Below are 26,145 nucleotides of genomic sequence, written 5' to 3'. Positions count from 1 at the left end.
CCGCTCCTTACACGCGTTCGATGATGGTGGCGGTGCCCATGCCACCGCCGATGCAGAGGGTAACGAGGGCCGTCGATTTGTTGGTGCGCTCGAGTTCGTCCAGCACGGTGCCGAGAATCATTGCGCCGGTGGCGCCGAGCGGATGGCCCATGGCGATGGCGCCGCCGCAGACATTGATTTTCTCATTGTCGATATCGAAGGCCTGGATAAAGCGCAGCACCACCGAGGCGAAAGCTTCGTTGAGCTCGAACAGATCGATGTCCGACAGCTTCATGCCGGAACGCTCCAACACCTTCTTGGTGACGTCCACCGGACCGGTGAGCATCATCGCCGGCTCGGAGCCGATATTGGCGAAAGCGCGGATCTTTGCGCGCGGCTTGAGGCCAGCCTTCTTGCCGGCCGCCTCGCTGCCGAGCAGCACGGCGCCAGCGCCATCGACGATACCCGACGAGTTGCCGGCGTGATGGACGTAGTTGACGCCTTCGATTTCCGGATGCGACTGGATCGCCACAGCATCGAAGCCGCCCATCTGCGCCATCGTCACGAAGGACGGCTGCAGCGCGGCCAGCGACTGCATCGTCGTGGACGGGCGCATGTGCTCGTCCTTGGCCAGAATGGTGAGGCCGTTGATGTCCTTCACCGGAATGACCGAATTCTTGAAGCGACCTTCGTCCCAGGCCTTGGCAGCGCGCTGCTGGCTCTGCACCGAATAGGCATCGACGTCGTCGCGGGAGAACCCATATTTGGTCGCGATCAGATCGGCCGAGACGCCCTGGGGCATGAAGTAAGCAGGCACGGCGATCGAGGGATCGACCGGCCATGCGCCACCGGCGGCACCAATGCCGACGCGGCTCATGCTCTCGGCACCGCCGCCAATGGTCATTTCGTGCTGGCCAGACATGATCTGCGCTGCGGCGAAGTTCACGGCGTCGAGGCCGGAAGCGCAGAACCGGTTGATCTGAATGCCCGGCACGTCATTGCCGTAGCCGGCCGAGAGGGCCGCCATGCGTGCGATGTCGCCGCCGGCTTCGCCGACCGGATCGACCACGCCGAGGATGACGTCATCGATGGTGCCCGGCTGCAGGTTGTTGCGCTCCTTCAGCGCCTTCAGCGGCGCAGTGGCGAGCGCCAGCGCGGTCACCTCATGCAGCGAGCCATCGGCCTTGCCGCGGCCGCGCGGCGTGCGAACGTGATCGTAGATATATGCCTCGGGCATGGTGTCTCCCTCAGAGTGGTCGTGTTGTTCGAATTTCTAAAACGCCGTCATGGCCGGGGCAAAAGCGCGAAGCGCGGCTTCGCTAGATGTCCCGGCCATCCACGTCTTCTCTCGCGCGCCGCCAAGGCGTGGATGCCCGGCACAAGGCCGGGCATGACGGCGCATATAGTGACTAGAACGCTTCCGCAGGAAGCTCCATCGTCGTCGCGCTTCCCGTCTGGATGCGGGCGAGATGGAGTGCGGTTTCGGGCAACATCCGCTCCATGAAGAAGCGGCCGGTGACCAGCTTGGTGGTCAGATAGGGTGTCGCGCCATCAGTGGCAATCTTGTCCTGCGCCACCTTGGCCATCTTCGCCCACATATAGGCGAAGGCGGTGAGGCCGAACAGCTGCATGTAATCGGTGGCGCCGGCACCGGCATTATCGGGCTTCATCATGGCGTTGTTCATCAACCACATGGTCGCCTGCTGCAGATGACCGAGCGCGTTCGAGAGCGGATCGACGTAAGGCTTCATGGCTTCGTCAGCGCCATGCGCCTTCGCAAATGCGCCGACCTCGCCGAAGAACGCCATCGCAGCACGGCCACCGTCGCGCGGCAGCTTGCGGCCGACCAGATCCAGCGCCTGAATGCCGTTGGCACCTTCATAGATCATGGCAATACGCGCGTCGCGCACGAACTGCTCCATGCCCCATTCGGCGATATAGCCGTGGCCACCGAACATCTGCTGCGCCGACACCGCGTTGGCAAAACCGCCATCGGTGAGCACGCCCTTCAGCACGGGCGTCATCAGGCCCATATGATCGTCGGCAGCCTGACGCTCCTTCGGATCGTCCGAGCGATGCGCGACGTCGCTCTTCAGCGCGGTCCACACCACCATGGCACGGGCGGCTTCGTTGAAGGCGCGGATGGTGAGCAGCGTGCGGCGCACGTCCGGATGAACCATGATCGAATCGGCCGGCTTGTCCGGCGACTTCGGCCCGGTCAGCGAGCGGCCCTGCAGGCGATCCTTCGCATAGGCAACCGCGTTCTGATAGGCGACTTCGGACTGCGCGAGACCCTGCACGGCAACACCGAGACGGGCTTCGTTCATCATCACGAACATGCCCTGCATGCCCTTGTTCTCTTCGCCGATCAGCCAGCCGGTGGCGCCGTCGTAATTCATCACGCAGGTGGAATTGCCGTGGATGCCCATCTTGTGCTCGATCGAGCCACACATCACGCCGTTGCGTGCGCCGATCGATCCATCGGCATTGACCATGAACTTCGGCACGACGAACAGCGACACGCCCTTGATGCCGGCTGGTGCGCCCTCGATGCGGGCCAGCACCAGATGGATGATATTGTCGGCAAGGTCGTGCTCACCGGCCGAGATGAAGATCTTGGTGCCGGAAATCTTGTAGCTACCGTCCGCCTGCGGCGCGGCCTTGGTGCGCAGCAGACCCAGATCCGTGCCGCAATGCGGCTCGGTGAGGTTCATGGTGCCGGTCCATTCGCCGGCGACCATCTTCGGCAGGAACATCGACTTCTGCTCGGGCTTGCCGTGCACGATGAGTGCTGCGGTCGCGCCCATGGTAAGGCCGCCATACATCGAGAACGCCATATTGGCGGAGATCTGGAATTCAGCGACGGTCTGCGACAGCGTCACCGGCAGACCCTGACCGCCGAATTCAGCGGGAGCCGAGAGGCCGAGCCAGCCGCCCTCGGCGACCTGCTTATAGGCTTCCTTGAAGCCTTTCGGCGTCGTCACGCTGCCGTCGTCGTTGCGCTTGCAGCCTTCGAGATCGCCGACACGATTCAGCGGCTGCAGCACTTCTTCGCTGAGCTTGGCGGCTTCGCCCAGAATCGCTTCGCGCACATCGGCGGACGCGTCAGCAAAGCCGGGCAGATTGTTGTAGCGATCGAACTGAAACACGTCGTTGAGCAGGAAGCCGACGTCTTCGAGCGGGGCTTTGTAGCTGGGCATGGAATTCTCTCGGTTTGAATTCGATTGATCGGATGATACGGCGCCGCCGTGTCAGATTTACGCGATTGTTATCGGAGATGAAGCAGGCAGCTGGCGGCTCATTGCCGCGCCAATTCCTCGCCCATCAACCGGTGCAACAGGTTGATGGCCTTAAGCGGCCTGACCATCACCTTGAAGTGGGTAATGCGCCCATCATCGGCGAAGGTGATCATGTCGACGCCATTGATTTTGATGCCTTCGATCTCGTTCTCGAATTCGAGCACCGCGCCGTTGTCGCTGCGCCATTCGCCTTTGTAAGCGAAGCCAGCGCCACCCAGCACTTTCTCTGCAGTCGTCAGATACTTGAACACGATCTCACGGCCCCGCTGCGGCGCATGCACGACCGGGCTTTCGAACACGGCGTCCGAATGCAGCAGGTCCCACAGCATCGCCCGATCATGAGACCGCATGAAGCTGTACCATCTATCGAGGCCGCTCACGCTCATCGGCTCTCCCTCCCGCATCGGGCACTGTTCGGCCAGCGCCACTCCATACACTTCTGCATGGACGTTAACGCCAGAGCGTGGATTTCGTCAATACACATGTGTATGGTCGGGGAATGGATGACCAACTGACCAAAGACCGCCTGACGCGCTCGGCCTGGCTCGACCACGGGCTGAGGATCCTCGCGCGGCAAGGCGCCGACGCGCTGAAGGTCGGCGCACTGGCCACTGGGCTGAATGTGTCACGCGGAAGTTTCTATTGGCATTTCAAAGACATATCTGAATTTCGACTACAGCTTCTGCAGCGCTGGCAGGAGCGGACGACCGATCAGGTGATCGAGGGGATCGACGCCTCGGTCGCTGGCGCCGCACGTCTGACCCACCTGATGAAGCTCGCTTTCAACGAAGATCGCAGCCTGGACCGTGCCATCCGCGCCATGGCCTCGACCGACACAGACGTCGCCAAAATGGTCGCCTCGGTGGATGCGAGGCGGGTCGGCTATATGGCGAAATGGTTGATTGAGGCCGGGGTGGAAAGCCAGCGGGCACTGCCCCGCGCCGAGTTTCTCTATTGGGCCTATATCGGCCAGTCCGCGGTGATGGATCCGCGCCACAGCGCCATCACCGAACTGGATGTCGACGATTTGAGTGCGCTGTTTACGCGCTGACGCCAAAGCCAGAGACATCCGATCCTACCTGCAAATCGGCGCAAGTGTATCAGCGAGTTAACTTTTAAGGCTGGCCGAGCCCGATCCTTAACCCGTTATTTACCCTAACCCTGAAAAGTCCGGATCAGAGGCAGACGACCCGCGCACGTTACGATTGTCTTCACAATGGGACGCGCGGGGGAGGCTGCAGGCGCTGGTGGGCGTCAAGCTCGGAACCGGACCAAAGCATGAATTCGCGCGTATCGTGGAGTGTTGACGGGATTGAGCCATCGGTTCGCGAGCGGGCCGAAGCTGCGGCGCGCCGTGCCGGCATGTCGCTCGGCGACTGGCTGAACTCGACCATCGGCGAAGCTCCCCCGCGCTACAACTCGCCCAACGCACGCCCGCGTGACCAGGAACGCCTCCTCACCCCGCGTGCGGCGCTGCCGCAGCGCGACGCTGCCGATGTCGTCGAAATCCACGAGCGGCTCGACGCCATTGCCCGGCAGATCGAACTCTTCTCAAAGCCTGCACAGCGCAACAGCGAGCCCGGCGTCGCGCGCCAGCTCAATGACGCGATCTCGCGGCTCGATGCGCGCCTGTCGCAGATCAGCGAGCCGGTCCATCGGCAGCCTCAGATGCCGCCGCAGCAGCCGCGCATCGATATGGTCGAGCGCGCTGCCAATCAGGTCTATAGCGCCTCACCGCCGATCGATCCGTTCTCGCTGGATTTCGCCATCGCCGAGATCGCCGCCCGCCAGGGCGAACTCGACGGCACGCCGCGCATGGCCCCGCGCAACGCCCCGCCGATTGCGCCGTCCTTCGTGCAGCCTCCTTATGCGCAGCCCGCCGCGCCACCGCAGAGTTTCATGCCGGATATGTCTGGCCTGGAACGCCAGCTATTCCAGATCACGACCAAGATCGATGCGCTGCAGCGCCCGGACAATAATATCGAGCAGTCGATCGCGGCCTTCCGCAGCGAGCTTGCCGACATCCGCAACGTCATCACCGAAGCGATGCCGCGCCGCGCCATCGAGTCGATCGAGAACGAGATCCGTGAACTCGGCCGCCGCATCGACGACAACCGCCACAGCGGTATCGACGGCGACGTGCTGGCCAATCTCGAACGCGCACTGGCCGACATCCACAAGACGCTGACCACGCTGACCCCGGCCGAACAGCTCGCCGGCTTCGACGAGGCGATCCGCAATCTCGGCGGCAAGATCGACTTGATCGTGCGCTCGAGCAACGATCCCGGCACCATGGAACAGCTGCAGGGCGCGATCGCTGCGCTGCGCGCCATCGTTTCCAACGTCGCCTCCAACGAAGCGCTCGGCCGTCTCAGCGACGACCTGCAGACGCTGTCGTCGAAGGTCGATCAGCTCGCACGCGCCGACAACAGCGATTCCTTTGCCGCGCTTGAGGTGCGCATCATGACGCTGACGGCAGCGCTGGAAAATCGCGAGCGCCCGGCTGTCATGGCCAGCTCGGATCATCTGGAAACCGCATTGCGGACGCTGTCCGAGCGTCTCGACCATATGCCGGTCGGCAATGACTCGTCGTCGGCCTTCGCGCATCTCGAACAGCGCGTCTCCTATCTGCTCGAGCGGATGGAGAACATCACCGATACGCGCGGCAACAATCTCGGCCGCGTCGAGGACGGGCTGCAGGACATCCTGCGCCATCTCGAACGCCAGCAGTCGATGTTCGCCGCGCTGGACAATCCCCGCAGCAAGGCGCCATCGGTCGATCCCGGCCTGGTGGACACGATCAAGCGCGAACTGTCCGACATGCGCTTCAGCCAGTCGGAAACCGACCGCCACACGCAGGATTCGCTGGAAGTCGTTCACTCCACGCTCGGCCATGTGGTCGATCGCCTCGCAAGGATCGAGGGCGATCTGCGCGCGGTCGGCGCCGCGCCTGCCAAGCAATCCGCGCCTGTTGCAACACCCGCTCCGACCTCGCGCCCGGCGAGTGCACCAGCCGTTTCGGTGCCGGCTCCGACGCGTCCGCAGATGCCCAATCCGGTGAAGCCACAGGCTGCGCCGTCGCAGGTCGCGGTGCGTCCGCCGCAGGTTCATTTCGACGCCGCGCCGCGCGACTTCGCAGCAACCGCGATCTCTCACGAACCGGCATCGGCCTTCCCGATGCCGAAGGCGATCAGCGATATTCTCGATCCACCGCCCGCGGCAAAACCTGTCGCGCAGTCTGCACCCGCTGCCGAGCGTCCGTCGCCGCGCCCGATGGTTGACCCGGCGCTGCCGCCGGATCATCCGCTCGAACCCGGCACGCGTCCGCAAGGCCGCGGCGCATCGCCATCCGAACGCATCGCTGCGTCGGAAGACGCGATCAGCGAAATCGCCGTCGATGCCCCCGAACAGGCCACCGCGTCCAGTTTCATTGCTGCCGCGCGCCGCGCCGCACAGGCTGCCGCCGCAACCGGCAACGACAAGTCCAGGTCTGACAAATCCAGGACCGACAAATCGAAGGCCACCAGACCCGGGCCGCAGCTCGCGGATAGCGAAAAGTCATCCTCCACGATCGGCTCGAAGATCCGCTCGCTGCTGGTCGGCGCCAGCGTGGTCGTGATCGTGCTCGGCTCGTTCAAGATGGCGATGACGCTGCTGGACAGCGGCTCGCCGGCGCCAGTGGCCGAGAATATTCACTCGGCACCGCCGCTGCAGCTGAACGCGCCCGAGCCGGCCGAAATCCAGAGCAAGCCTGCTGCACCCGCGCCGGCCACGCCGTCGATGACATCGCCAACCCCGATCGGCAAGCAGTCGCTGATCGCCCCGCCGCCCGCCGCCGTCGAGCCTGCGCCGCAGCCAGTGCCACAGGCCGCGCCCGTGCCTTATGTGTCACCCGACGTGACCGGCAGCATTGCCGCGCCGCAGGCCAGCGCCACCGGGCCAGTGCTGCCGTCGAGCGGTCAGAAGATCACCACGGCCTCGATCCCCGCCGGCGAGCGCCTGCCCGAGACTATCGGCAGCACCGCGTTGCGCAACGCGGCGCTCAAGGGCGACGCCTCTGCCGCGTTCGAAATCGGCGTCCGCTATGCCGAGGGCAAGGGCGTAGCGCAGAACTACGACGAAGCCGCCAAGTGGTATGACCGCGCGGCACAGGCCAATGTCGTGCCGGCCATGTTCCGCCTGGGCGCGCTGTTCGAGAAGGGCCTCGGCGCGAAGAAGGATCTCGACGTCGCCCGCCGCTATTACGTGCTCGCCGCCGACCGTGGTAACGCCAAGGCGATGCACAATCTCGCCGTGCTCGATGCCGATGGCGGCGCCAAGGGTGCCAACTACAAGAGCGCATCGTACTGGTTCCGCAAGGCTGCCGATCGCGGCGTGGCCGACAGCCAGTTCAATCTCGGCATTCTCTATGCCCGCGGCATCGGCGTCGAACAGAACCTTGCCGAGAGCTTCAAGTGGTTCAGCCTCGCCGGAGCCCAGGGCGACGTCGATGCCGGCCGCAAGCGCGATGACATCGCCAAGCGCCTCGATCCCCAGTCGCTGGCCGCCGCCAGGCTGGCGGTCCAGACTTTCGCGCCGGAAGGCCAGCCCGAAGACGCCATTAACGTGGCCACTCCCGCGGGCGGTTGGGATGCCACGCCGGCACAGGCCGGGGCGAAAGCATCGATGGGCAAGCGGGCTGCGCGCTAGGCCAGATTTCTGGATCGCCGGATCGAACCGGCGGTCTTATTTCCTCAACAAACCTTCAGCAGACTTGCCGCGGTGAAGTGCGCGCCGAGCCGGACTGAACGACGAGGAAATTGATTTGTCTTTTCGGAATGACGACACACCGGGGGACGCGGAACGCCCATCAGGGATCCCTACGGTCAACCCCTGGGCCGCACGTCCCGCCGAGCCGCCTGCCCCATCGCAGCCCCCGCCGCCCGAGGCACCGCGCAGCAAATGGTTCAACTGGCCCTCGGTCGCATTCGCGGTCGTGATATTCGGCGGCATCGGCGCGCAGGCCTATCAGGAGCTCTCCAAACCGGAGGCCTGGGCCTATTGGAAAGACCTCTATGTCTCGCCGAGCATGGCGTCTTCGGAGGTCGCCAATCTCGATCCGGACAATTCGGGCCGCGGTCGTCCAGCGCTGGCGATCACGGGCGAGATCGGCCCGGCCACTGCGAGCTGGTTTCGCGAAAAGCTCGATGACGCCAAACTCGCGCCCGGCGATACCGTGCTGCTGTCGTCTCCGGGCGGAAATGTCGGCCAGGCCATCATCATGGGCGAGATCATCCGCGCGCGCGGGCTGACTACGGCGGTGGGCACGGTGGATTCGGCCGGCCGGATCAAACCATCCTATTGCGCCAGCGCCTGCGTGATGACCTATGCCGGCGGCAAGGCCCGCATCGGTGTCGAGGGCTCAAAGCTGGGCGTTCACCGCTTCGTGTCGCCCAAGCCGGGGGCAGATCCTGTTGCGTCCGCGCAGCGCACCATGGGCTATGTGCTCAGCTACATGACCAAGATGGGCGTGGCCTCGTCGGTCGTGGAAGCCATGTCAGCCACCGAGAAAATCCGCTGGCTCGGCACCAGCGAGGCCGCCGCCATGAACCTCGTCACCGATCCGGGCAGGAAGTCGTGACACCGCCGGCCTGCGCCTGGCCCAACAAAATTTACCACCTTGAAAGGTGCATCATCGGTGGAGGCGGAAAACCGCGCCTTTACCGAATTCTTTAATCCCATCAACGGACGATATCGTCTAAGACGGGGACGCGGCTCGCAATCCGCGCCGCCTCCAGAACCACGCCGTGAGCGGTTTCGGCCCAACTCAGGGCCAGAATTCCGAAGCGAACGCGCGTGCAACTGTATCTCCCGATCGCCGACATTCCGATCAATGTGTTGCTCATCCTGGCGATGGGCGCTGCAGTCGGCTTCGTCTCCGGCATGTTCGGGATCGGCGGCGGCTTCCTGATGACACCGCTGCTGATTTTCGTCGGCATCGCCCCCGCGGTGTCGGTCGCGTCAGTTGCAAGCCACATTGCAGCCTCGTCTTTCTCCGGCGCGCTGTCCTACTGGCGACGCCGCGCCATCGATCCCGCGCTTGCGAGTGTGCTTCTGACCGGCGGCGTGGTCGGCACGGCGCTCGGGGTGTGGGCCTTCACGCAGCTGCGCAATCTCGGCCAGCTCGACCTCACCATCTCGCTGTCCTATGTGATCCTGCTCACCGCCGTCGGCAGCTTGATGTTCTGGGAGGGCCTGCGCGCGCTGCTGCGCATCCGGCGCGGTGATCCCGTGAACTTGCGCCGGTCCGGCAGCCATAGCTGGGTTCACGGCCTGCCGCTCAAGATGCGGTTCAAGCGCTCCAAGATCTATCTCTCCGTGATCCCGGTGATCGCCGTCGGTCTCCTGATCGGCTTCATCGGCGCCGTGATGGGCATCGGCGGCAGCTTTATCCTGATCCCGATCCTGATCTACTGGCTGCGCATTCCGACTTCGACGGTCATCGGCACATCCATGGTGCTGACGCTGGTCACCATGGTGATCGCGACATTGCTGCACGCCATCACCAATCATCTGGTCGATGCGGTGCTGGCCCTCATCCTGATGGTCGGCGGCGTCACCGGCGCACAATTCGGCGCCCGCGCCGGGCAGAAGATTCGCGGCGAGCATTTGCGCCTGCTGCTGGGCCTGCTGATCCTGGCGGTCGGCGTCCGCTTCGCGGTGGAACTGGTCGTTCGCCCCGCGGATCTGTTCACGATCCGCGATACCGGAGGCGTCGCTCCATGATACGCGCGCTCCCGATCATCGCCGCACTCGGCATCGGAATGCTCGCCCCGGCCCGCGCCGAGCAACTGATCGTTTCGGTGTCGAACCATCGCGTGACCGTGACGCCGAATTATGCCGGCGAGGAACTGGTGCTGTTCGGCGCTGTCGAGAAAGACGACAAGACACCGCCCGGCCGCAACAACTACAATCTCGTCGTCACCGTCAACGGACCGCGCACCGACCTCATGACCCGGCGCAAGGAGCGCCGCTTCGGCATCTGGATCAACACGGATTCGCGCCAATTCCTGCAGGTGCCGTCCTATCTCGCCGTGTTTTCCAACCGTCCTATGGACGCCATAGCGCCTGCCGACGTACAGCGCCGCCAGCAGCTCGGAATCAATAACGTCCTGCTGACCCAGCGCGTCGGCACCGACTATGCGGACGTCGTGGCCACAGACCCGTTCCGGAGCGCCTTTGTGCGACTGCGCAAGGAACACGGACTGTATCGCGAGGAGACCTCAGCGGTGACATTCCTGACACCGACGCTGTTCCGAACCAGCATTCCGCTGCCCGCCGAAGTCCCCATCGGAACCTATGATGTCGAGATCAAATTGTTCGCCGACGGTGCGCTGATCTCGAAAGCGGAGACGGCGTTCGATATCGTCAAGGTCGGCTTCGAGCAGTTCGTCGCCAATGCCGCGCGCAATCACGGTTTCATCTACGGGCTGCTCACCGCCGCGATGGCGCTGATGTCCGGCTGGGCCGCGTCGATCGTGTTCAGGCGGGATTAAAGAAAGATTCCGGCGACCATCGCCACCACGCTGACGGCCATTGCTGCAGTCGACAGCCAACCGAGCCAGTGCAACGGCCCCTTGATCACAAAATCGCCCATCACATCCTTGCGGCGCGACATCACCATCAGCAGCACCATCACCGGCACGGCGAGCACGCCGTTGATGACCGCGCTCCAGTACAGCGCCGAGATCGGGTTGATCGAGGTGAAATTCAGCGCGATCCCGATCGCCGCGGACAGTGCCAGAACCGAGTAGAACGCCACGGCCTCGCGCGGCTTGCGATCGAGTCCGACCAGCCAGCGCTGACCTTCGCCGACAGCATAAGCAGTTGAGCCTGCGAGCACCGGGATCGCCAGCAGACCCGTGCCGACGATGCCCAGCGCAAATATCCACTCTGCGAATACTCCGGCGATCGGACGCAAGGCTTCAGCCGCCTGCGCCGAGGTCTCGATATCCGTCTTGCCGGAGGCATTGAGCGTGGCCGCAGCCGTGATGATGATCGACAGCGCGATCAGGTTCGAAAATGCCATGCCGACGATCGTGTCGGCCCGAATGCGCGAAAACTCCATCGCGGCACCAATCGGCCTCTCGATCAACGGAGCTTTGGCGGGATCGATACGTTCGTCCTCCGCCTCCTGCGAGGCCTGCCAGAAGAACAGATATGGCGAAATCGTCGTCCCGAGAATGGCGACTATGGTGGTGAGATACGAGCCGCTCCAGGTGATTTGCGGCAGCAGGATGCCTGTGAGAGCCGCGCTCCAGTCGACCTTCACGACCGCAAGCGCGGCGACATAGGAGAATAGGCAGAGCGTCAGCCACTTCAGCACCGAGACGTAGCGCTTGTAGTCGAAGAAAATCTGCGCGCCCACCGAGAGCGCGCCGAACAGAACGACATAAATGATGCCGTGACCGCCAACGAGCAGCTTGGTGGCATCGGCCATGGCGCCGAGATCGGCCGCGATGTTGATCGTGTTGGCGATGAACAGCAGCGACACGATGAGATGCAGCAGCGATGCCGGATAGTGCCGGCAGACATTTCCGGAAATGCCACGACCGGTCACGCTGCCGACGCGTCCGGAAATTTCCTGGATTGCGACCATCAGCGGAAAGGTCAGCAGCATGGTCCAGCCGATGCCGTAGCCGAGCTGCGCCCCGGCCTGGCTATAGGTGCCGATGCCGGAAGGATCGTCGTCGGAAGCGCCGGTGATCAGACCAGGACCAAGCCGTTTCAGAAAGCCTTTCGGACCAGTAGCTTCTTCCTTCTGATCATCAGGCTTCTCGCTGGACTGGTCCGACATCTGATCTCTGCCATCTCACCGCTCGGCAACGTGCCGTCGCAGCTAACGTTCCGAAGCAGGGACTGGCAATGGGCTAGATCAAGGTTCGCACACCCGGTTCGAGGATACGCAGACGGGCACCGAAGCCGAGCGTATCGAAGGATGCGCGCAGATCGCCGGCGCTCTGTTTGAAATGCGCCCATCCGTCGGTGTGCACCGGCACAATCGTCGCATCGGGAAATGCGCGCGCCGTCTCGATCGTGTCGTTGGTGTCCATGGTGAGGTGGAATGGCCCGCGGGTTTGCGCCGCGCCGGCGAAGGGCAGCACTACGCCGGCCGGAAAACGCCGCGCGACCTCGGCGACACCATCGAACCAGACCGTGTCGCCTGTAATGTAGATCGGCCTGCTCCCTGGCGCGTTCGAGCTCAGCACGAATCCGATGACATCGCCCGACAGCGGCTCGATGCCGGCCGGGCCATGACGCGCCGGGGTCGCGGTGATCGTCAGCGACTGACCATCCTTGCCTGTAAGCTCAGTGCTGTCCCATGGCGCGAGACCTTCAACATCCCCACCGAGGCGCCTGGCGCCCGCAATGGTTGTCAGCACGCGCGGCGCGTGGCGCAGGAAATCGCGCCCGGAATTATCAAGATTGTCGGAGTGCTGATCGTGACTGAGCAACACCGCATCAACCGCGCCGACTTGCGCAGCGGAGATCGCGGGGCCGACGAGTTTCTCCAGCGTGACATGCGGCAGCTTGTAGGCGCCCGGATGATCGAAGGTCGGATCGGTGAGCAACCGGAAGCCGTCGATTTCGATCAGCGCGGTGGGGCCGCCGATCAGGGTGATAGTGAGGGACATGAATTACTCCTGTCGCAAGGGTACTGGTAAAGCGGCCGGTCTGGTGACGAGATAGATACCGAGGGCGACCGGGACGATCCCCAGGAGATCACGACTTTCGACATGCTCGCCGAGCACCATCCAGGCGAACAGCATGCCGAGGGGCGGCATCAGGAAGTGATAGGCGCTGGCAGCAGTGGCGCCGCAGGTCTTCAGGAGATGAAACCACAGTAGATAACCGAGGATAGAACCGCCCAATGTCAGGAATGCAAACGAAGCGATCAATCGCGCACTCGGCACGATCGCGCCAATATCGGAAAACGTGAGCGCCACCGGGATCAGCACCACGCCGGCCACAAGATTCTGCACGCCGTTGCCGAGCCACAGGCTGCCCTTCGGAGCCAGCAGCTTGAACAGGATCGTCCCGGTCACGATGGACGCGAGCGACGCCAGCGTGAATACGATGCCCTGCGCGCTGTCGGTGCCCACCGATATGCGGTGCCAGACGATCGAGGCGACGCCGGCGATGCCGAGCAAGAGCCCGGCGACCTTGCGTCCGGTGAGCGGCTCCTTCAGCAACAGTGCTGCGAACACAGCCGTAAACACCGGGTTTGCGCTGACGACCAGGCCACCGAGACCGGCGGAGATGGTTTGCAGGCCGGTATAGCCGAGGCCGAGATACAGCGCGTTATTGGCCAGACCGATGACGGCGTAAGCCGCAACATCGCGCCAGGACAGCGACCAGGCACCGCGGCGCAGGGCGGAAATGCCAAGGATCAGAACACCAGCGAGCGAGAACCGCGCGGCGAGCAAAATGAGCGGCGGGCAATCGGTGACGGCGATCTTCCCTGCGACGAAGGAGAAACTCCAAAGCAGACAGAAGATGCCGATATAGATCGGCAGCGGATTGAAGGCGGCACGAGGAACCGCGACTGACGGCGCGAGGGACATCGGAAATCTCCTTTGCCACCGGTCTATGCGCCCGCCTTCTCATTTGGAAATTAAATGATATACTTGTTGTCAGTTGAAAAACGAATGGACAGCCGATGCTGGATCTCGAACTCCTGCGCAGCTTCGTCTCGGTGGTCGATGCCCGCGGCTTTACCCGCGCCGGCGAGCGCGTTCACCGCACCCAATCCACCGTCAGCCAGCAAATCAAGCGACTGGAAGAGGATATCGGCCAGCCGCTGCTGAACCGCGCCGGCAAGGACGTGACCCCGACCGAAGCCGGCGAGCGGCTGCTGTCCTATGCGCGACGACTGCTGGCGCTGGCGGAGGAAGCTCGCGACGTACTGGCGCGCCCGACCAATGAAGGCGCTGTCAGGCTCGGCATCCCCGAGGATTTCGCGGCCTATCGCCTGACCGAATTGCTGGCGAATTTTTCGCGGTCGCGGCCCGGCTTGCGGCTCGACGTGCGCGCCGACCAAAGCACGTATTTGCGCCGCGATCTCGAACGCGGCGAACTCGACCTGGCACTGTTCAAGCGCGCCGCCGGTGAGAAAGGTGGCATTGCGGTGTGGCCCGAGCGGATCCATTGGGTCACGAGCAAGGCGCATCCGATCGACCCCGCCATCCGGTCGGTCCCGTTGATCGGCTTTCCCGCCGGCTGCCTTTACCGGACCCGCGCGATCCATGCCATCGAGGCGGCAGGCCGCAGCTGGCATATGGCCTATACGAGCTCCGGCCTCGCCGGCATCCAGGCCGCGGTCGCCGCCGGACTTGGCCTCAGCATCCTGTCCGACATGGCTATCCAGGCCGATCATCGCATTCTGACAGCGAAGGAAGGCTTCGCGCCGATCGACCAGACTGAAGTGACGCTGATGGCCGCGCCCGACGCGAGCCCGGCAACGCTGCGGCTTGCCGACCACCTCGCCGCGTTCTGCGATAGCGTGCAGGCGAAGGCGGCGTAAGGCCGCTCTTTCTTTTAATACTCGTCGGTTTGCAGGGCCATGAAGCCATGCTTCGGACGGGAGCCTCAGGAGCCCTCCATGCCGACATCCAACGCTGTTACTGTCGAGGCTCTGAGTCCCACATCGTTCGAGCCCTTCGGGTGGGTGCTCGGCAAAACCGATCCACTCAAAAAAGACGCGGTCGGTTTTCGAAGCCCGGCGAGCGATTTCTGGCACGAACACTTCTTTGATCCCGGCACGGGAGGCAACACCGAGGTCTTGTGGGTCGAGTATCGTGACAACAATCCGCTTGTCTCAAAGCTCGAAGTCCATCACATGACCCAGCAGGCGGTCGTGCCTCTCACGAAAGAGATCGTTCAAATCCTTTGCTTGAGTGACGCAAACCAGACGCCGGACCTGTCGACCCTCCGAGCTTATCGTTTGTCTCCCGGCGTCGGAATCTGCATGCGCGCCGGCGTTTGGCACGCAACGCGCGCCGACAATGCGACCTGCCTGATGCTGACCCGAAGCTCGACGACTGAGGATCTTATCGACCATCTCGTCAACAGCCAGCCCGCAAAGGAGACTGCCATCCTGGAAATCCCGCAGGTTCGCCTTCTCCTGGACGGGTAGAACGACGATGTATGAAATGTTGCTCTAGCAGCAGCGCGAGGCAGCAATGGCGTGCATACGCCGGTCGCCGAGCACATGGGCAACAAAGCCAAGGGTCTGGAAGATCCGCGCGAATGCCGCATCGCGGATGTTGAGCCCGCCGGCATAGGCGCCGAAGGCCGGCATCACCGCGCGGGCGCCGTCGCTCGCAAAGCAACGCCGTTCGACCGCGCGACCGCGCGTGCTGACGCGCGCCTTCGGATGCAAATGACCGGCAATCTCGCCTGCAGCACCGGTCGGCTCATGACGAAAGGTGATCGGGCCGATGGCGACTTCTTCCGCGACGGTGCCGCCGAGATCCGGCGGCAATGCGGGATCGTGATTGCCTGATATCCAGATCCAGTCACGGCGCATCTGCAATGCGGACAGCACCTCGCGATTGGCCGGGGACAACCGCTCATGGGCGTCAAGGTCGTGGAAACTGTCGCCGAGCGCAATCACAATGCGCGGATCGTGACGCGCGATCACCGCACCGAGGCGACCGAGTGTTGCGATCGTATCGTAGGGCGGCAGCAGCACCCCGCGATTGGCATAGCTCGAGCCCTTTTCGAGATGCAGGTCGGACACTACGAGAAGTTTCTGCTCTTCCCAATACAAGGCGCCCGACAGGTCCGCAGCCAACGTGACGCCGGCGATGCTGACGGTGCTCATATCGGCGGTGATGATCGAATCGGCGTGCATGGTTCTTTTGTAGGATGGGTAGAGCAGTTGCGAAACCCATCAATAGCGCGGAACTGCAGCATGGGTTTCGCTTCGCTCTACCCATCCTACTGTCCAGAGGCCTCTTTCACGAGTTCCTCGGCGGCTTCCGCCAGGAGCTCGTCCGACGCTTCGCCGTATACCGCTTCACGGCCGATTTCCAGCATCACCGGCACCGCCAGCGGCGACACGCGATCGAGTTCCCGGTGAATGATACGGCCCTGGATGCGCGTCAGCATGTCGCTCAATCGCCGAATGTCCAGCAATCCCGTCGCAGCATCGGCCCGCGCGGCGCGCAACAGCACGTGATCGGGTTGATGCTTGCGCAAAACGTCGTAGATCAGGTCGGTGGAGAACAGCACCTGACGGCGCGATTTCTCCTCGCCGGTGAAACGCGTATGGATCAGCCCCGAGATCACCGCGCAGGTGCGGAACGTCCGCTTCATCAGCGCCGATTCCGCGAGCCAGGCTTCGAGATCGTCGCCGAGCATGTCGGGATCGAACAAAGCGGCGAGATCAAGCCTGTCCTGCCTGATCATGTGCGACGTGTCGCCGAGGCCCCATATGGCCAGCGCATATTCGTTGGCGACAAAACCCAGCGGCCGCGCGCGGGCGCGTTCAAGACGGCGCGTCAACAGCATGCCCAATGTTTGATGCGCGAGGCGGCCTTCGAACGGATAGCAGACGAGATAATGCTTGTCGGCGCGCGGAAAGGTCTCAACCATCAGTTCGCGCGTACCAGGCACATGCGAGACATGGGCCTGCAGCAACAACCATTCGCGCACCTGGTCGGGCAGGCCTTTCCAGGCGCGCTCATCGTCCAGCAGTTTGCGCACGCGTTCCGCGAGGTAGGTCGAGAGCGGAAACTTGCCGCCCATATAGGACGGCACTTTCGCGTCCTTGTCATGGGCGCGCGAGACATCGACCTGATCCTCGACCAGGGATTCATAGCGGACGACTTCTCCGCCGAAGACGAAGGTGTCGCCGACCACGAGGCCTTCGATGAAATATTCCTCGATCTGACCGAGCATGCGTCCCCCGCGCGCCAGCGCACCAGTGACACCCTTTTTGGCTTTTCCGCTGCCTCCGCGCACCAGCCGCACCTTCAGCATCGTGTCCTCGACGATGGTGCCGACATTCATGCGATACATCTGGCGCACCTTGGGATTGGTGACGCGCCATTTGCCCGAGGCGTCCTGCTTGATACGGGCGAAACGCTCATAGATTTTCAGCGCATAGCCGCCGGACGCCACGAACTCCACGGTATCGTCGAAGTCGACACGCGACAGTTCGGCATAGGGCGCCGCCGAGCGCACTTCGTCATAGAGATCGTCCGCGCGAAACGGTGCGCCGCAGGCGCAGCCGAGCACGTGCTGCGCCAGCACGTCGAGCGAGCCAGTCCGCAACGGCGGAGTATCCTGTGCATTTTCGGCAACGGCATCGATGGCGACGCGACATTCCAGCACCTCAAAACGATTGGCCGGAACCAACACGGCGCGCGAAGCTTCGTCGATGCGGTGATTGGCGCGGCCAATGCGCTGCATCAGCCGCGATGCCCCCTTGGGGGCGCCGACATTGATGACGAGATCGACATCGCCCCAGTCGACGCCGAGATCGAGCGACGAGGTACAGACCACACCGCGTAGTTTCCCGGCCGACATCGCGTCCTCGACCTTGCGGCGCTGCGCGACGTCAAGAGAGCCATGATGGAGCGCGATGGCGAGACCGTCGTCATTCATGCGCCAGAGATCCTGGAACAGCATCTCGGCCTGACTACGGGTGTTGACGAAGACCAGCGTCGTCTTGTTGGCCTTGATGAGATCGTAGATTTCGCCAAGCGCATGGCGCGCGGAGTGGCCGGCCCAGGGCAGACGTTCCCTGGTGTCGAGCATCTCGACCACCGGCTCGGCCGCGCCGCCGGCGACGACGATATCGGCCGAGACGCTTTCACCAACAGGCTGCGGCACCAGAAAGCGTGCCAGTGATTCAGGCTCGGCAACCGTTGCCGACAAGCCGATGGCGCGCATGTCGGGCGCGAGCTTCCAGAGGCGCGCAAGGCCGAGCGACAGTAGATCCCCGCGCTTCGACGTCACCAGCGCATGCAACTCGTCGAGCACGACGCGCTTGAGTGACGAGAACAGAAACGGCGCGTCGTCGGACGACAACAGCAAGGCCAGCTGTTCCGGCGTGGTCAGCAGGATGTCCGGCGGATAACGCCGCTGCCGCGCGCGGCGCGACACCGGCGTGTCGCCGGTGCGGGTCTCGACCTTGATCGGCAGCATCATCTCCGCGATCGGTGTTTCCAGGTTGCGCGCGATGTCGACGGCGAGAGCTTTGAGCGGGGAAATGTAGAGCGTGTGCAGGCCACCGGTGCGCTGAACGCCGCGGCCGGTGGAGACAAGGGCGTTTTTCCCCTCGCCCCGCTTGCGGGGAGAGGGTGGCGCGGACGCAGTCCGCGACGGGTGAGGGGGAGCTTCGGCGAACTCGGGAGTTTCAATTATGCGCTCCCCCTCACCCGACTTGTTCGCTGCGCTCTCAAGCCGACCTCTCCCCGCAAGCGGGGAGATGTTAGACAGTTCCACCAGCGTCGGCAGGAAGCCGGCCAGCGTCTTGCCTGCGCCGGTCGGCGCGATCAGCAGCGCCGAGCGATCGTCGCGCGCCTTCTGCAGCAGCGCCAATTGATGTTCGCGCGGCGACCAGCCGCGCATGGCGAACCAGCGCAGGAAGTGATCGGGCAACAGGTCGGGTTTGGCGACGGATTTACGGGGCGGCACGCGTTAGAACTAGGCACTCTCAGCCGTCATTGCGAGGTCAAGGAAAGTTGCCGTGCAACTTTCCCCTAAGCCCTTGCGACGAAGCAATCCAGAAAACAGCAAGAGAGGACTGGATTGCTCCGCCCAAACGAAATTGGCTGCGCAATTTTCGCCGGGGCTCGCAATGACATGGAGAGACCTGTGGTCTTATTGCGTCACCGACTTGTCGGAGATGATCCAGTCCTTGCCGTCGAACCGCTGGGTGTACAGCGTCGCCATCGGAACATAGGCGTCATTGGTATAGCTGTAGCTCACCCCCGGCAACATTTGCGGAGCGCGGAAGCCGTTTAGGCCGATAGCCTGTTTCAGCACGTTCTCGTGGGTGAGCTCGTCGCCGCAGCGGCGCAAAATCTCTGCCATGGACACGGCCTGACCATAGCCGAAGAAGGCGATCGAATTATCGGCAGAGACCGTGGGCAGATATTTCGCGCGCAAAGCTTCGAACGCCACGATGTCGGGATCCTTGGCATAGAGCGGCGAACCAATATCCTTGCCATAGGCAATCGAGACGATGCCCTTGGCATTCTCCAACCCTGCCGCCTCCAGGATCGATCGGCCGGTGGAGCCCGCGGACAACAACTGCAGCGGCTTCCAGCCGAGCTCGACCACCTTGCGAATCGATTGCGACGTCGCCTTGCCGGTGGTGATGTTATAGAAGACATCGGCGCCGGATTTGGCGAGATTGATCAGCTGCGAGTCGATCGTGGGATCGGTGAGATCGTAGGTCACCTCGGCGATCACCTTCGCGGTGCCGCCGGCTTTCGCGAGTTCATCCTTGAACGGCCCCAGGAAATCCCGGCCGAAATCATCGTTCTGATAGAGGATTCCGACTTTCGCATTCGGATTCATGCTGACGGCATATTTGGCGAGAATACGCGCCTCGGTCGGATAGAGCGGCAGGCCGGCCATTGTCCATTTGTTGTTCTTCGGATCGTTCCACTTCGATGCGCCGGTGTTGAGCAGCAGCTGCGGTACGCCCTTGGAATTGAGATATTTGTGCACGGCCGTCTGCGGCGCTGTGCCGAGCGAGCCGTACAGAGCTAGGACTTCTTCCTGCTCAACAAGACGGCGCGTGGCCTCGACCGCCTTCGGTGCGCTGTAGGAATCGTCCATCGTCAGAAACTTGATCTTGCGGCCGTTGATGCCGCCTTTCTCGTTCAAGCTCTGAAAATAGGCTTCACCGACACGGCCCAGCACGCCATAGAGCGAACCGGGTCCGCTATGCGGAATGGTTTGTCCGATCTTGATTTCAGTGTCGCTGGCGCCTGGATCGTATTTCTTGTCGGCGGCGATAGCGGCCGTCACAGTCAGTGGCAACACGACGACGGCGACCCGCGCCGCAGACGCAAACAGTCCCTTGTTCATGGCGTTTTCTCCCTGATGATTTTTGATACGGCTCTTTGCGAGTCCGATTGGTCGTCTCCATCCCCGGCCTATCCGCCGGGGATGGTCGTTATTTTAAGATACGCGCTTACTGGCTCACCGGCTTGTCCGACAGATCCCAGTCGGTGCCGTTGAATGTGCCCACATAGAGCGCCTTGATGGTGGTGTAGTCGGTCGGCGTGAAGCCATAGGTGATACCCGGCAGGAACACCGGTGCGCGGTAGCCTTCCAGATTGGTGGCGTGCTTGAGCACATTCTCGCGGGTGAGATCGTCGCCGCAGCGGCGCAGGATCTCCGCCATGGTCACGCCCTGCGAGTAGCCCTGGAATGCGATGGTGTTATCGGGATCGACGTTCGGCAGATACTTCTTGCGCAGCTCCTGGAAGGCGATGACGTCCGGATCGTCCTTCCACTTCTCGCTGCCGACTTCCTTGGTGTAGGTCATCGCCACGATGCCCTTGGCATTCTCGGCGCCGGCGGCGTTGATGATGGAGCGGCCGCTCGAGGTCGATACCAAGAGATGCAGCGGCTTCCAGCCGAGCTCCGCGACCTTGCGGATCGACTGCGACGTCGCCTTGCCGGTGGAGATGTTGAAGAAAGTGTCGGCGCCCGATTTCGCCAGATTGATCAGTTGGGAATCGATGGTCGGATCGGTGAGGTCATAAGACGCCTCGGCGATCACCTTCGCGGAGCCGCCCGCTTCGGCCAGAATCTCCTTGAAAGAATTCATGAAGTCCTTTCCGAACTCGTCGTTCTGGTAAAGGATCGCGACCTTGGCGTTCGGCTTGGCCTGCATCAGGTAGCGCGCGATAATCCGGCCCTCGGTCGAATAGATCGGCAGGCCCGGCGTGGTCCACTTGAACTCTTTCGGGTTATTCCAGCGCGAGGCGCCGGTGTTGAGCAACAGCTGCGGGATCTTCTTGCTGTTGAGAAACTTCTGCACCGCCGACTGCGGCGCAGTGCCCAGCGAGCCGAACAGCGCCAGCACCTCGTCCTGCTCCGCGAGCCGGCGGGTGGCCTCGACGGCCTTCGGCGCGCTGTAGGCATCGTCCAGCGACATGAAATTGATCTTGCGGCCGTTGATGCCGCCCTTTTCATTCAGCATCTGGAAATAGGCGGCCTGTGTCCGGCCGATCACGCCATACAGGGAACCGGCGCCGCTATAGGGGATGGTCTGACCGAGCTTGATCTCGGTATCGCTGGCACCGGGGTCGTATTTCTTGTCCGCCGCAAAGGCCGAATGGGCCAGTACGGAGACAACTGTAGCGAGTGTCGCGGTCCTGAAGACGGACCTGTGGCGCGAAGACATCTGGTGTTTTCTCCCTGAGACCCGCTTGTGCGGGCGTGTTTTTGTGACCCGTCGCGGCGTTGATCGCGGCTGTACGGGCTTGCCCTTATCCTCTGCGGGCGCGACAGGCTTGGCAATCCCTCACAGGTTGCCTCATGTTTTCCGTGGGTTGGCTATCGACAGGTCTCAGCGCCCCCAAACGTGACGAAATACGCAATGCGCCAAGAGCATCTAAACGTTTATTTAACCGGCTTTTTTCGGCCGGCGCCGCAGCGGTTGCAATGTCGGACAGTGTGGCCGTCCGGATACAGCCAATATGACCCGACTCCCCTATTCTAACGGTTCAAATCTGAATTGGGGTCGACCATGAAACGTATTCTTCTTGCGAGCGCCGCGCTGCTCGGAACCGCTGTGAGCGCGCAGGCTGCCGATCTGGCCGTCAAGGCCCCTTATTACAAGGCGCCCCTCGTCTCGGTCTATAACTGGACCGGCTTCTACATCGGCGTGAACGCCGGCGTCGGCATCGGCCGCGACCGCGTCACCCACAGCTACACCGGCGACTCGCTGTATCTCACGCCGCAGGGCGGCTTCGGCGGCGGCCAGATCGGCTATAACTGGCAGGGCGACTCGCTGCTCGGCCCGATCGTTTACGGCCTCGAAGCCGACATCCAGGGTTCGGGCCTCACCGGCGGTGGCGCCAATGTGGTTGGCCCGCTGCAGACCGTCTACGGTCAGAAGTCGGATTGGTTCGGCACCGTTCGTGGCCGCGTCGGTCTCGCAACCGGTCCGGTCCTGAGCTACTTCACCGGCGGTTTCGCTTACGGCAACGTCAAGACCACGATCACCGAAGGCGCCGTGACGGCGTTCTCGGACAGCCGCATGGCGACCGGCTGGACCATCGGCAGCGGCGTGGAAGCAGCGCTCGGCGGCAACTGGACCGGCAAGATCGAATATCTCTACCTGAACCTCGGCAACCGCTCTGATGCGTTCGCTACCCCCACCCAGCTCACCAACACCGAACTGCGTGAAAACCTGTTCCGCGTCGGTCTGAACTACCGCATCGGCGGCAACAGCGTGTACACCCCGGTCGCTGCGGCGAACTGGACCGGCTGGTATCTCGGCGGCAACATTGGTTCCGGCACCGGTCGCGATCGCACCACGCTTACCGGCCTCACCCCGGTTCCCGAGCAGTTCAACCTTGCTCCGGACGGCATCAACGGCGGTGCCCAGATCGGTTACAACTGGCAGGCATCGAACTGGGTTTATGGTCTCGAAGCCGACATCCAGGCTTCCAGCCAGCGTGACAACAAGACCGCCGTCGCCCTCGGCCTCGTCAGCTACGATCAGAAGCTGCCTTGGTTCGGCACGGTTCGTGGCCGCCTCGGCTACTCGGTCGGTTCGACCCTGTTCTACGCCACCGGCGGTTACGCCTACGGCGGCGTGAAGACCAAGATCAACGCACTGGGCGTCGAAGTTGCCAACGCTTCGACCACCAAGAGTGGCTGGACCGCCGGCGCCGGCATCGAGACCCCGTTCAAGCTGCTCGGCCTGTTCGGACCGAACTGGACCTCGAAGACCGAATATCTCTATGTCGACCTCGGCTCGGCTTCGACCACGATCCTTCCTGGCGTCGTCAGCGAGAGCAAGGTTACCGAGCACATCTTCCGCACCGGCCTGAACTATCACTTCAACAGCCCGGTTGTTGCGAAGTACTGATCTCAGCGACATCCTCTAAAATCGAAAACCCCGGCCTCGCGGCCGGGGTTTTTGTTTGCGTCATGAACAACGCTGTTCCGAGAAAATTAACCACAAGGAACCCAATATCCAAATACCGCAATTTCTTGGTCGCACGGCTGCAGACAGCATTCTGTTACCCCTTCATAGTTCGGCCAGAAACCTGAACTGGATCCCATCATGAAAACCCTTCGCCTCACCGCCGCGGCACTGCTCGCACTGACCGCCGGTGCGCAAGCCGCCGACATGGCCGCGAAGGCCCCCTACTACAAGGTGCCGGTAACAGCGGTTTATGACTGGACCGGCTTCTACATGGGCGTGAACGCGGGCTACGGCGTCGGCCGGGATCGGCTGCAAAACAACGACCCCGTCACTCCCGGCTCAGCCACCTCGACCTATCTGCAGCCCGCCGGCGGATTCGGCGGCGGCCAGATCGGCTACAACTGGCAGACCGGCTCCATGTTCGGCCCGCTGGTCTACGGCGTCGAAGCCGACATCCAGGGCGGCGAGTTGAAGGACAGCTATCCGTTGCTGAACAACGGCGCCTTTCCGCTGGCGCCGCAGGACACCTACAGCCAGAAAATCGACTGGTTCGGCACGGTGCGCGGCCGCGTCGGTCTGGCAACGGGTCCGGTGCTCAGCTATGTGACCGGCGGCTATGCCTATGGCAACGTCACCACCACCACCACCTCCCTGGGCTTTCCTGCCCTGGCTACGAGCCGCGTCCAGGGCGGCTGGACCGTTGGCAGCGGCGTCGAGGCATCTCTCGGCGGCAACTGGACCGGCAAGATCGAGTACCTCTATCTCAACCTCGGCAACAAGACCGATCAGGTGATGGTGCTCGGCACGTTTCCGCAGACCACCACCACTGAACTGCGCGAGAATCTGTTTCGCGTCGGCCTGAACTATCGCATTGGCGGCAACAACAGCACCTATGTGCCAGCGCCCGCAGCGAACTGGACCGGCTGGTATCTCGGCGGCAATGTCGGCTCGGGCATCGGACGCGACCGCACCTCGGTCTCCAAAGCCGGTGACGGCCTTGGTGACTTACCTTCCTACGATGCTTTCAACCTCGCTCCCGATGGCATCAATGGCGGCGTACAGCTGGGTTACAACTGGCAGATGGTGAACTGGGTCTACGGTCTGGAAACCGACATCCAGGCCTCCAGCCAGCGCGACAACAAGACGGCCATTGGCCTGGGCGACGTCCCGTTCGACGCCAAGCTGCCCTGGTTTGGCACCGTACGCGGCCGTCTCGGCTACTCGGTCGGTTCGACGCTGTTCTATGCCACCGGCGGTTACGCCTATGGCGGCGTGAAGACCAAGGCCAGCGAAGACGGCGTCGTGCAGCTCAATGCTTCGACCACCCGGAGCGGCTGGACCGCGGGCGCCGGTATCGAGACGCCGTTCACCCTGCTCGGCCTGTTCGGCCCGAGCTGGACCTCGAAGACGGAATATCTCTATGTCGACCTTGGTTCGACCTCGAACCTGATCAACACCACGACCATCACGACCAACGTCTCCGAACACATCTTCCGCACCGGGCTGAACTATCACTTCAACAGCCCGGTCGTTGCGAAGTACTGATCCTGGTGACATCGCTGAAACGCAAAACCCCGGCCTCGCGGCCGGGGTTTTTATTGGTAGGACGCTTGGCGCTCACAGACGTTATTGCCCGGCCGTCATTGCAAGGAGCCCTTGCAACGAAGCGACCGTCTTTTCGCTTCGTTTCTGGATTGCGCCAGCAAACTTGCCCTAGCTGACCCCGACGGCGTTAAAGCCGACGTTTGATCGCGACGGCCACCAGTCCTGGCGCGGCAACGCCGCGTTCCGTGCGAGACGAAACGTGTTCAAGATGAATGAGCGCCAGGCCGGCAGCTGCGATCAGGCCGCGCAGATGATCTTCGCTCTGCGCATAACGCAAGCCCGCGCCAAGAGCGACACCGTCGCCGTCATGGGTCTCGGCCGTGAAGGCGAGCAGCCCGTCTGGAAGGAGCACGCGCGTAGCTTCTCGCAAAACCGGCGCAAGGTCGTGCAGATAGATCAACACGTCGGCTGCGATGACCAGCTCGACACTGCTATCTGACCGGCGGCACAGACCCTCGACGATCTCGGCCACTTCAAGCTCGGCGTAAAGCCCGGTGGCATGAGCGCGCTCGATCATGCGCGGCGACAGGTCGATGCCGATGATGGCACGGGTGCAGGCGGCAAAAGCGCCGGCCGCCAGCCCGGTGCCGCAACCGAGATCGATGGCGCGAGGGAAGAGCATCGCCCTATCCGTCGCAGCGCATGCGGCACGCACGGCGCCCAACAGGACCGCTGGTCCGCGATAACCGAGCGTATCGACCAGAGCGGCGTCGAACTTGGGCGCGTATTGATCGAACAGCGCCGTCACATAGGTCGCCGGCATGGCCGAGAGATCGTCAGCGCCGAGCCGCATCAACCGCAGACCGGCACCGTTGCGATCACCGGGATCGCTGGCCTGCGCGCGGCGAAACGCGGCGATGGCGCCGGCGGTGTCACCCAGCTGCTCCCGAATCTCCCCGAGCACGAACCATGCGGTGGCAAAGCCCGGCGCCAGATCAGTGGCCTGCTCAAACAGATCGGCCGCCGCCACCAGATCGCCCTGTACCTGCAGGTCGCGCGCATAGTCGAAACGCCGGTCGGCGTTCATATCGCCGGATGACATGAACAAGCGCGCGGGCATGGTGGGAACCGATCGGAGGGCGGGGCGTT

General features: G+C 63.0%; 20 protein-coding genes. 9 read left to right on the top strand and 11 right to left on the bottom strand.

What is annotated here, in order from left to right:
- Positions 1 to 7: 7 nt before the first annotated feature.
- The 3 genes from AB8B02_RS27165 to AB8B02_RS27155 form a co-directional block, all read right to left on the bottom strand.
- Positions 8 to 1,216: an acetyl-CoA C-acetyltransferase gene (locus AB8B02_RS27165; protein ID WP_184513022.1), complete on the bottom strand. Its 1,209-nt coding sequence runs from the start codon at positions 1,214 to 1,216 to the stop codon at positions 8 to 10.
- A gap of 172 nt (positions 1,217 to 1,388) precedes the next feature.
- Positions 1,389 to 3,179 carry an acyl-CoA dehydrogenase C-terminal domain-containing protein gene (locus AB8B02_RS27160; RefSeq protein WP_439065671.1) on the bottom strand — a complete coding sequence of 597 codons (1,791 nt, stop codon included), beginning with the start codon at positions 3,177 to 3,179 and terminating at the stop codon, positions 1,389 to 1,391.
- Positions 3,180 to 3,277: 98 nt separating this feature from the next.
- Positions 3,278 to 3,664 carry a nuclear transport factor 2 family protein gene (locus AB8B02_RS27155; protein ID WP_439065670.1) on the bottom strand — a complete coding sequence of 129 codons (387 nt, stop codon included), beginning with the start codon at positions 3,662 to 3,664 and terminating at the stop codon, positions 3,278 to 3,280.
- A 77-nt stretch (positions 3,665 to 3,741) separates the two neighbouring features.
- Between AB8B02_RS27155 and AB8B02_RS27150 the strand changes: the two genes are divergently transcribed.
- The 5 genes from AB8B02_RS27150 (at position 3,742) to AB8B02_RS27130 (ending at position 10,813) form a co-directional block, all read left to right on the top strand.
- Positions 3,742 to 4,329 carry a TetR/AcrR family transcriptional regulator gene (locus tag AB8B02_RS27150; RefSeq protein ID WP_349636628.1) on the top strand — a complete coding sequence of 196 codons (588 nt, stop codon included), beginning with the start codon at positions 3,742 to 3,744 and terminating at the stop codon, positions 4,327 to 4,329.
- 227 nt (positions 4,330 to 4,556) lie between these two features.
- Positions 4,557 to 7,967 carry a hypothetical protein gene (locus AB8B02_RS27145; protein WP_439065669.1) on the top strand — a complete coding sequence of 1,137 codons (3,411 nt, stop codon included), beginning with the start codon at positions 4,557 to 4,559 and terminating at the stop codon, positions 7,965 to 7,967.
- Positions 7,968 to 8,082: 115 nt separating this feature from the next.
- Positions 8,083 to 8,898, top strand: coding sequence for a hypothetical protein (locus tag AB8B02_RS27140; protein WP_439065668.1), 816 nt, complete (start codon positions 8,083 to 8,085; stop codon positions 8,896 to 8,898).
- 215 nt (positions 8,899 to 9,113) lie between these two features.
- The gene (locus AB8B02_RS27135; protein WP_439065667.1) at positions 9,114 to 10,043 is read left to right on the top strand and encodes a sulfite exporter TauE/SafE family protein; all 930 of its coding nucleotides are present in this window, start codon (positions 9,114 to 9,116) and stop codon (positions 10,041 to 10,043) included.
- Complete coding sequence (locus AB8B02_RS27130) at positions 10,040 to 10,813, top strand: TIGR02186 family protein (protein ID WP_068737508.1); 774 nt, start codon at positions 10,040 to 10,042, stop codon at positions 10,811 to 10,813. The genes AB8B02_RS27135 and AB8B02_RS27130 overlap by 4 nt, the downstream gene beginning before the upstream one ends.
- On the opposite strand, the gene AB8B02_RS27125 is transcribed toward AB8B02_RS27130, so the two are convergent.
- The 3 genes from AB8B02_RS27125 to AB8B02_RS27115 all read right to left on the bottom strand — a co-directional run bounded on the left by AB8B02_RS27125 (position 10,810) and on the right by AB8B02_RS27115 (position 13,882).
- Positions 10,810 to 12,114 carry an NRAMP family divalent metal transporter gene (locus AB8B02_RS27125; protein WP_439065666.1) on the bottom strand — a complete coding sequence of 435 codons (1,305 nt, stop codon included), beginning with the start codon at positions 12,112 to 12,114 and terminating at the stop codon, positions 10,810 to 10,812. The genes AB8B02_RS27130 and AB8B02_RS27125 overlap by 4 nt on opposite strands.
- 73 nt (positions 12,115 to 12,187) lie before the next feature.
- Positions 12,188 to 12,952, bottom strand: a complete 765-nt coding sequence (locus AB8B02_RS27120; protein ID WP_439056938.1) for an MBL fold metallo-hydrolase — start codon at positions 12,950 to 12,952, stop codon at positions 12,188 to 12,190.
- 3 nt (positions 12,953 to 12,955) lie between these two features.
- On the bottom strand, positions 12,956 to 13,882 hold the full coding sequence (locus AB8B02_RS27115) for a DMT family transporter (protein ID WP_439056937.1): 927 nt from the start codon (positions 13,880 to 13,882) through the stop codon (positions 12,956 to 12,958).
- Positions 13,883 to 13,977: 95 nt separating this feature from the next.
- Here AB8B02_RS27115 and AB8B02_RS27110 point away from each other — a divergent pair, with 95 nt between their 5' ends.
- On the top strand, positions 13,978 to 14,841 hold the full coding sequence (locus tag AB8B02_RS27110; RefSeq protein ID WP_439056936.1) for a LysR substrate-binding domain-containing protein: 864 nt from the start codon (positions 13,978 to 13,980) through the stop codon (positions 14,839 to 14,841).
- A 78-nt stretch (positions 14,842 to 14,919) separates the two neighbouring features.
- On the top strand, positions 14,920 to 15,453 hold the full coding sequence (locus AB8B02_RS27105) for an ureidoglycolate lyase (RefSeq protein WP_439065665.1): 534 nt from the start codon (positions 14,920 to 14,922) through the stop codon (positions 15,451 to 15,453).
- Between the two features lie 24 nt (positions 15,454 to 15,477).
- Here AB8B02_RS27105 and pdeM read toward each other — a convergent pair whose 3' ends face one another.
- The 4 genes from pdeM to AB8B02_RS27085 form a co-directional block, all read right to left on the bottom strand.
- Positions 15,478 to 16,173, bottom strand: a complete 696-nt coding sequence (gene pdeM / locus AB8B02_RS27100) for a ligase-associated DNA damage response endonuclease PdeM (RefSeq protein ID WP_439065664.1) — start codon at positions 16,171 to 16,173, stop codon at positions 15,478 to 15,480.
- An 86-nt stretch (positions 16,174 to 16,259) separates the two neighbouring features.
- Positions 16,260 to 18,965 (bottom strand): ligase-associated DNA damage response DEXH box helicase, encoded by a 2,706-nt coding sequence (locus AB8B02_RS27095; RefSeq protein WP_439065663.1) that lies wholly within the window; start codon positions 18,963 to 18,965, stop codon positions 16,260 to 16,262.
- Positions 18,966 to 19,151: 186 nt separating this feature from the next.
- On the bottom strand, positions 19,152 to 20,369 hold the full coding sequence (locus AB8B02_RS27090) for an ABC transporter substrate-binding protein (protein WP_439065662.1): 1,218 nt from the start codon (positions 20,367 to 20,369) through the stop codon (positions 19,152 to 19,154).
- 106 nt (positions 20,370 to 20,475) lie between these two features.
- Positions 20,476 to 21,696 (bottom strand): ABC transporter substrate-binding protein, encoded by a 1,221-nt coding sequence (locus AB8B02_RS27085; protein ID WP_439065661.1) that lies wholly within the window; start codon positions 21,694 to 21,696, stop codon positions 20,476 to 20,478.
- A gap of 345 nt (positions 21,697 to 22,041) precedes the next feature.
- Between AB8B02_RS27085 and AB8B02_RS27080 the strand changes: the two genes are divergently transcribed.
- Positions 22,042 to 23,391 (top strand): outer membrane protein, encoded by a 1,350-nt coding sequence (locus AB8B02_RS27080; RefSeq protein ID WP_439065660.1) that lies wholly within the window; start codon positions 22,042 to 22,044, stop codon positions 23,389 to 23,391.
- A gap of 198 nt (positions 23,392 to 23,589) precedes the next feature.
- Complete coding sequence (locus tag AB8B02_RS27075; protein ID WP_439065659.1) at positions 23,590 to 24,996, top strand: outer membrane protein; 1,407 nt, start codon at positions 23,590 to 23,592, stop codon at positions 24,994 to 24,996.
- A gap of 187 nt (positions 24,997 to 25,183) precedes the next feature.
- On the opposite strand, the gene AB8B02_RS27070 is transcribed toward AB8B02_RS27075, so the two are convergent.
- Positions 25,184 to 26,116, bottom strand: coding sequence for a methyltransferase domain-containing protein (locus AB8B02_RS27070; protein WP_439065658.1), 933 nt, complete (start codon positions 26,114 to 26,116; stop codon positions 25,184 to 25,186).
- Positions 26,117 to 26,145: the final 29 nt, after the last annotated feature.

It is taken from the genome of Tardiphaga sp. 862_B3_N4_1 (assembly GCF_051811085.1).
Taxonomy (GTDB): Bacteria; Pseudomonadota; Alphaproteobacteria; order Rhizobiales; family Xanthobacteraceae; genus Tardiphaga; species Tardiphaga robiniae.
This window is presented reverse-complemented; position numbering and strand designations above follow the sequence as displayed.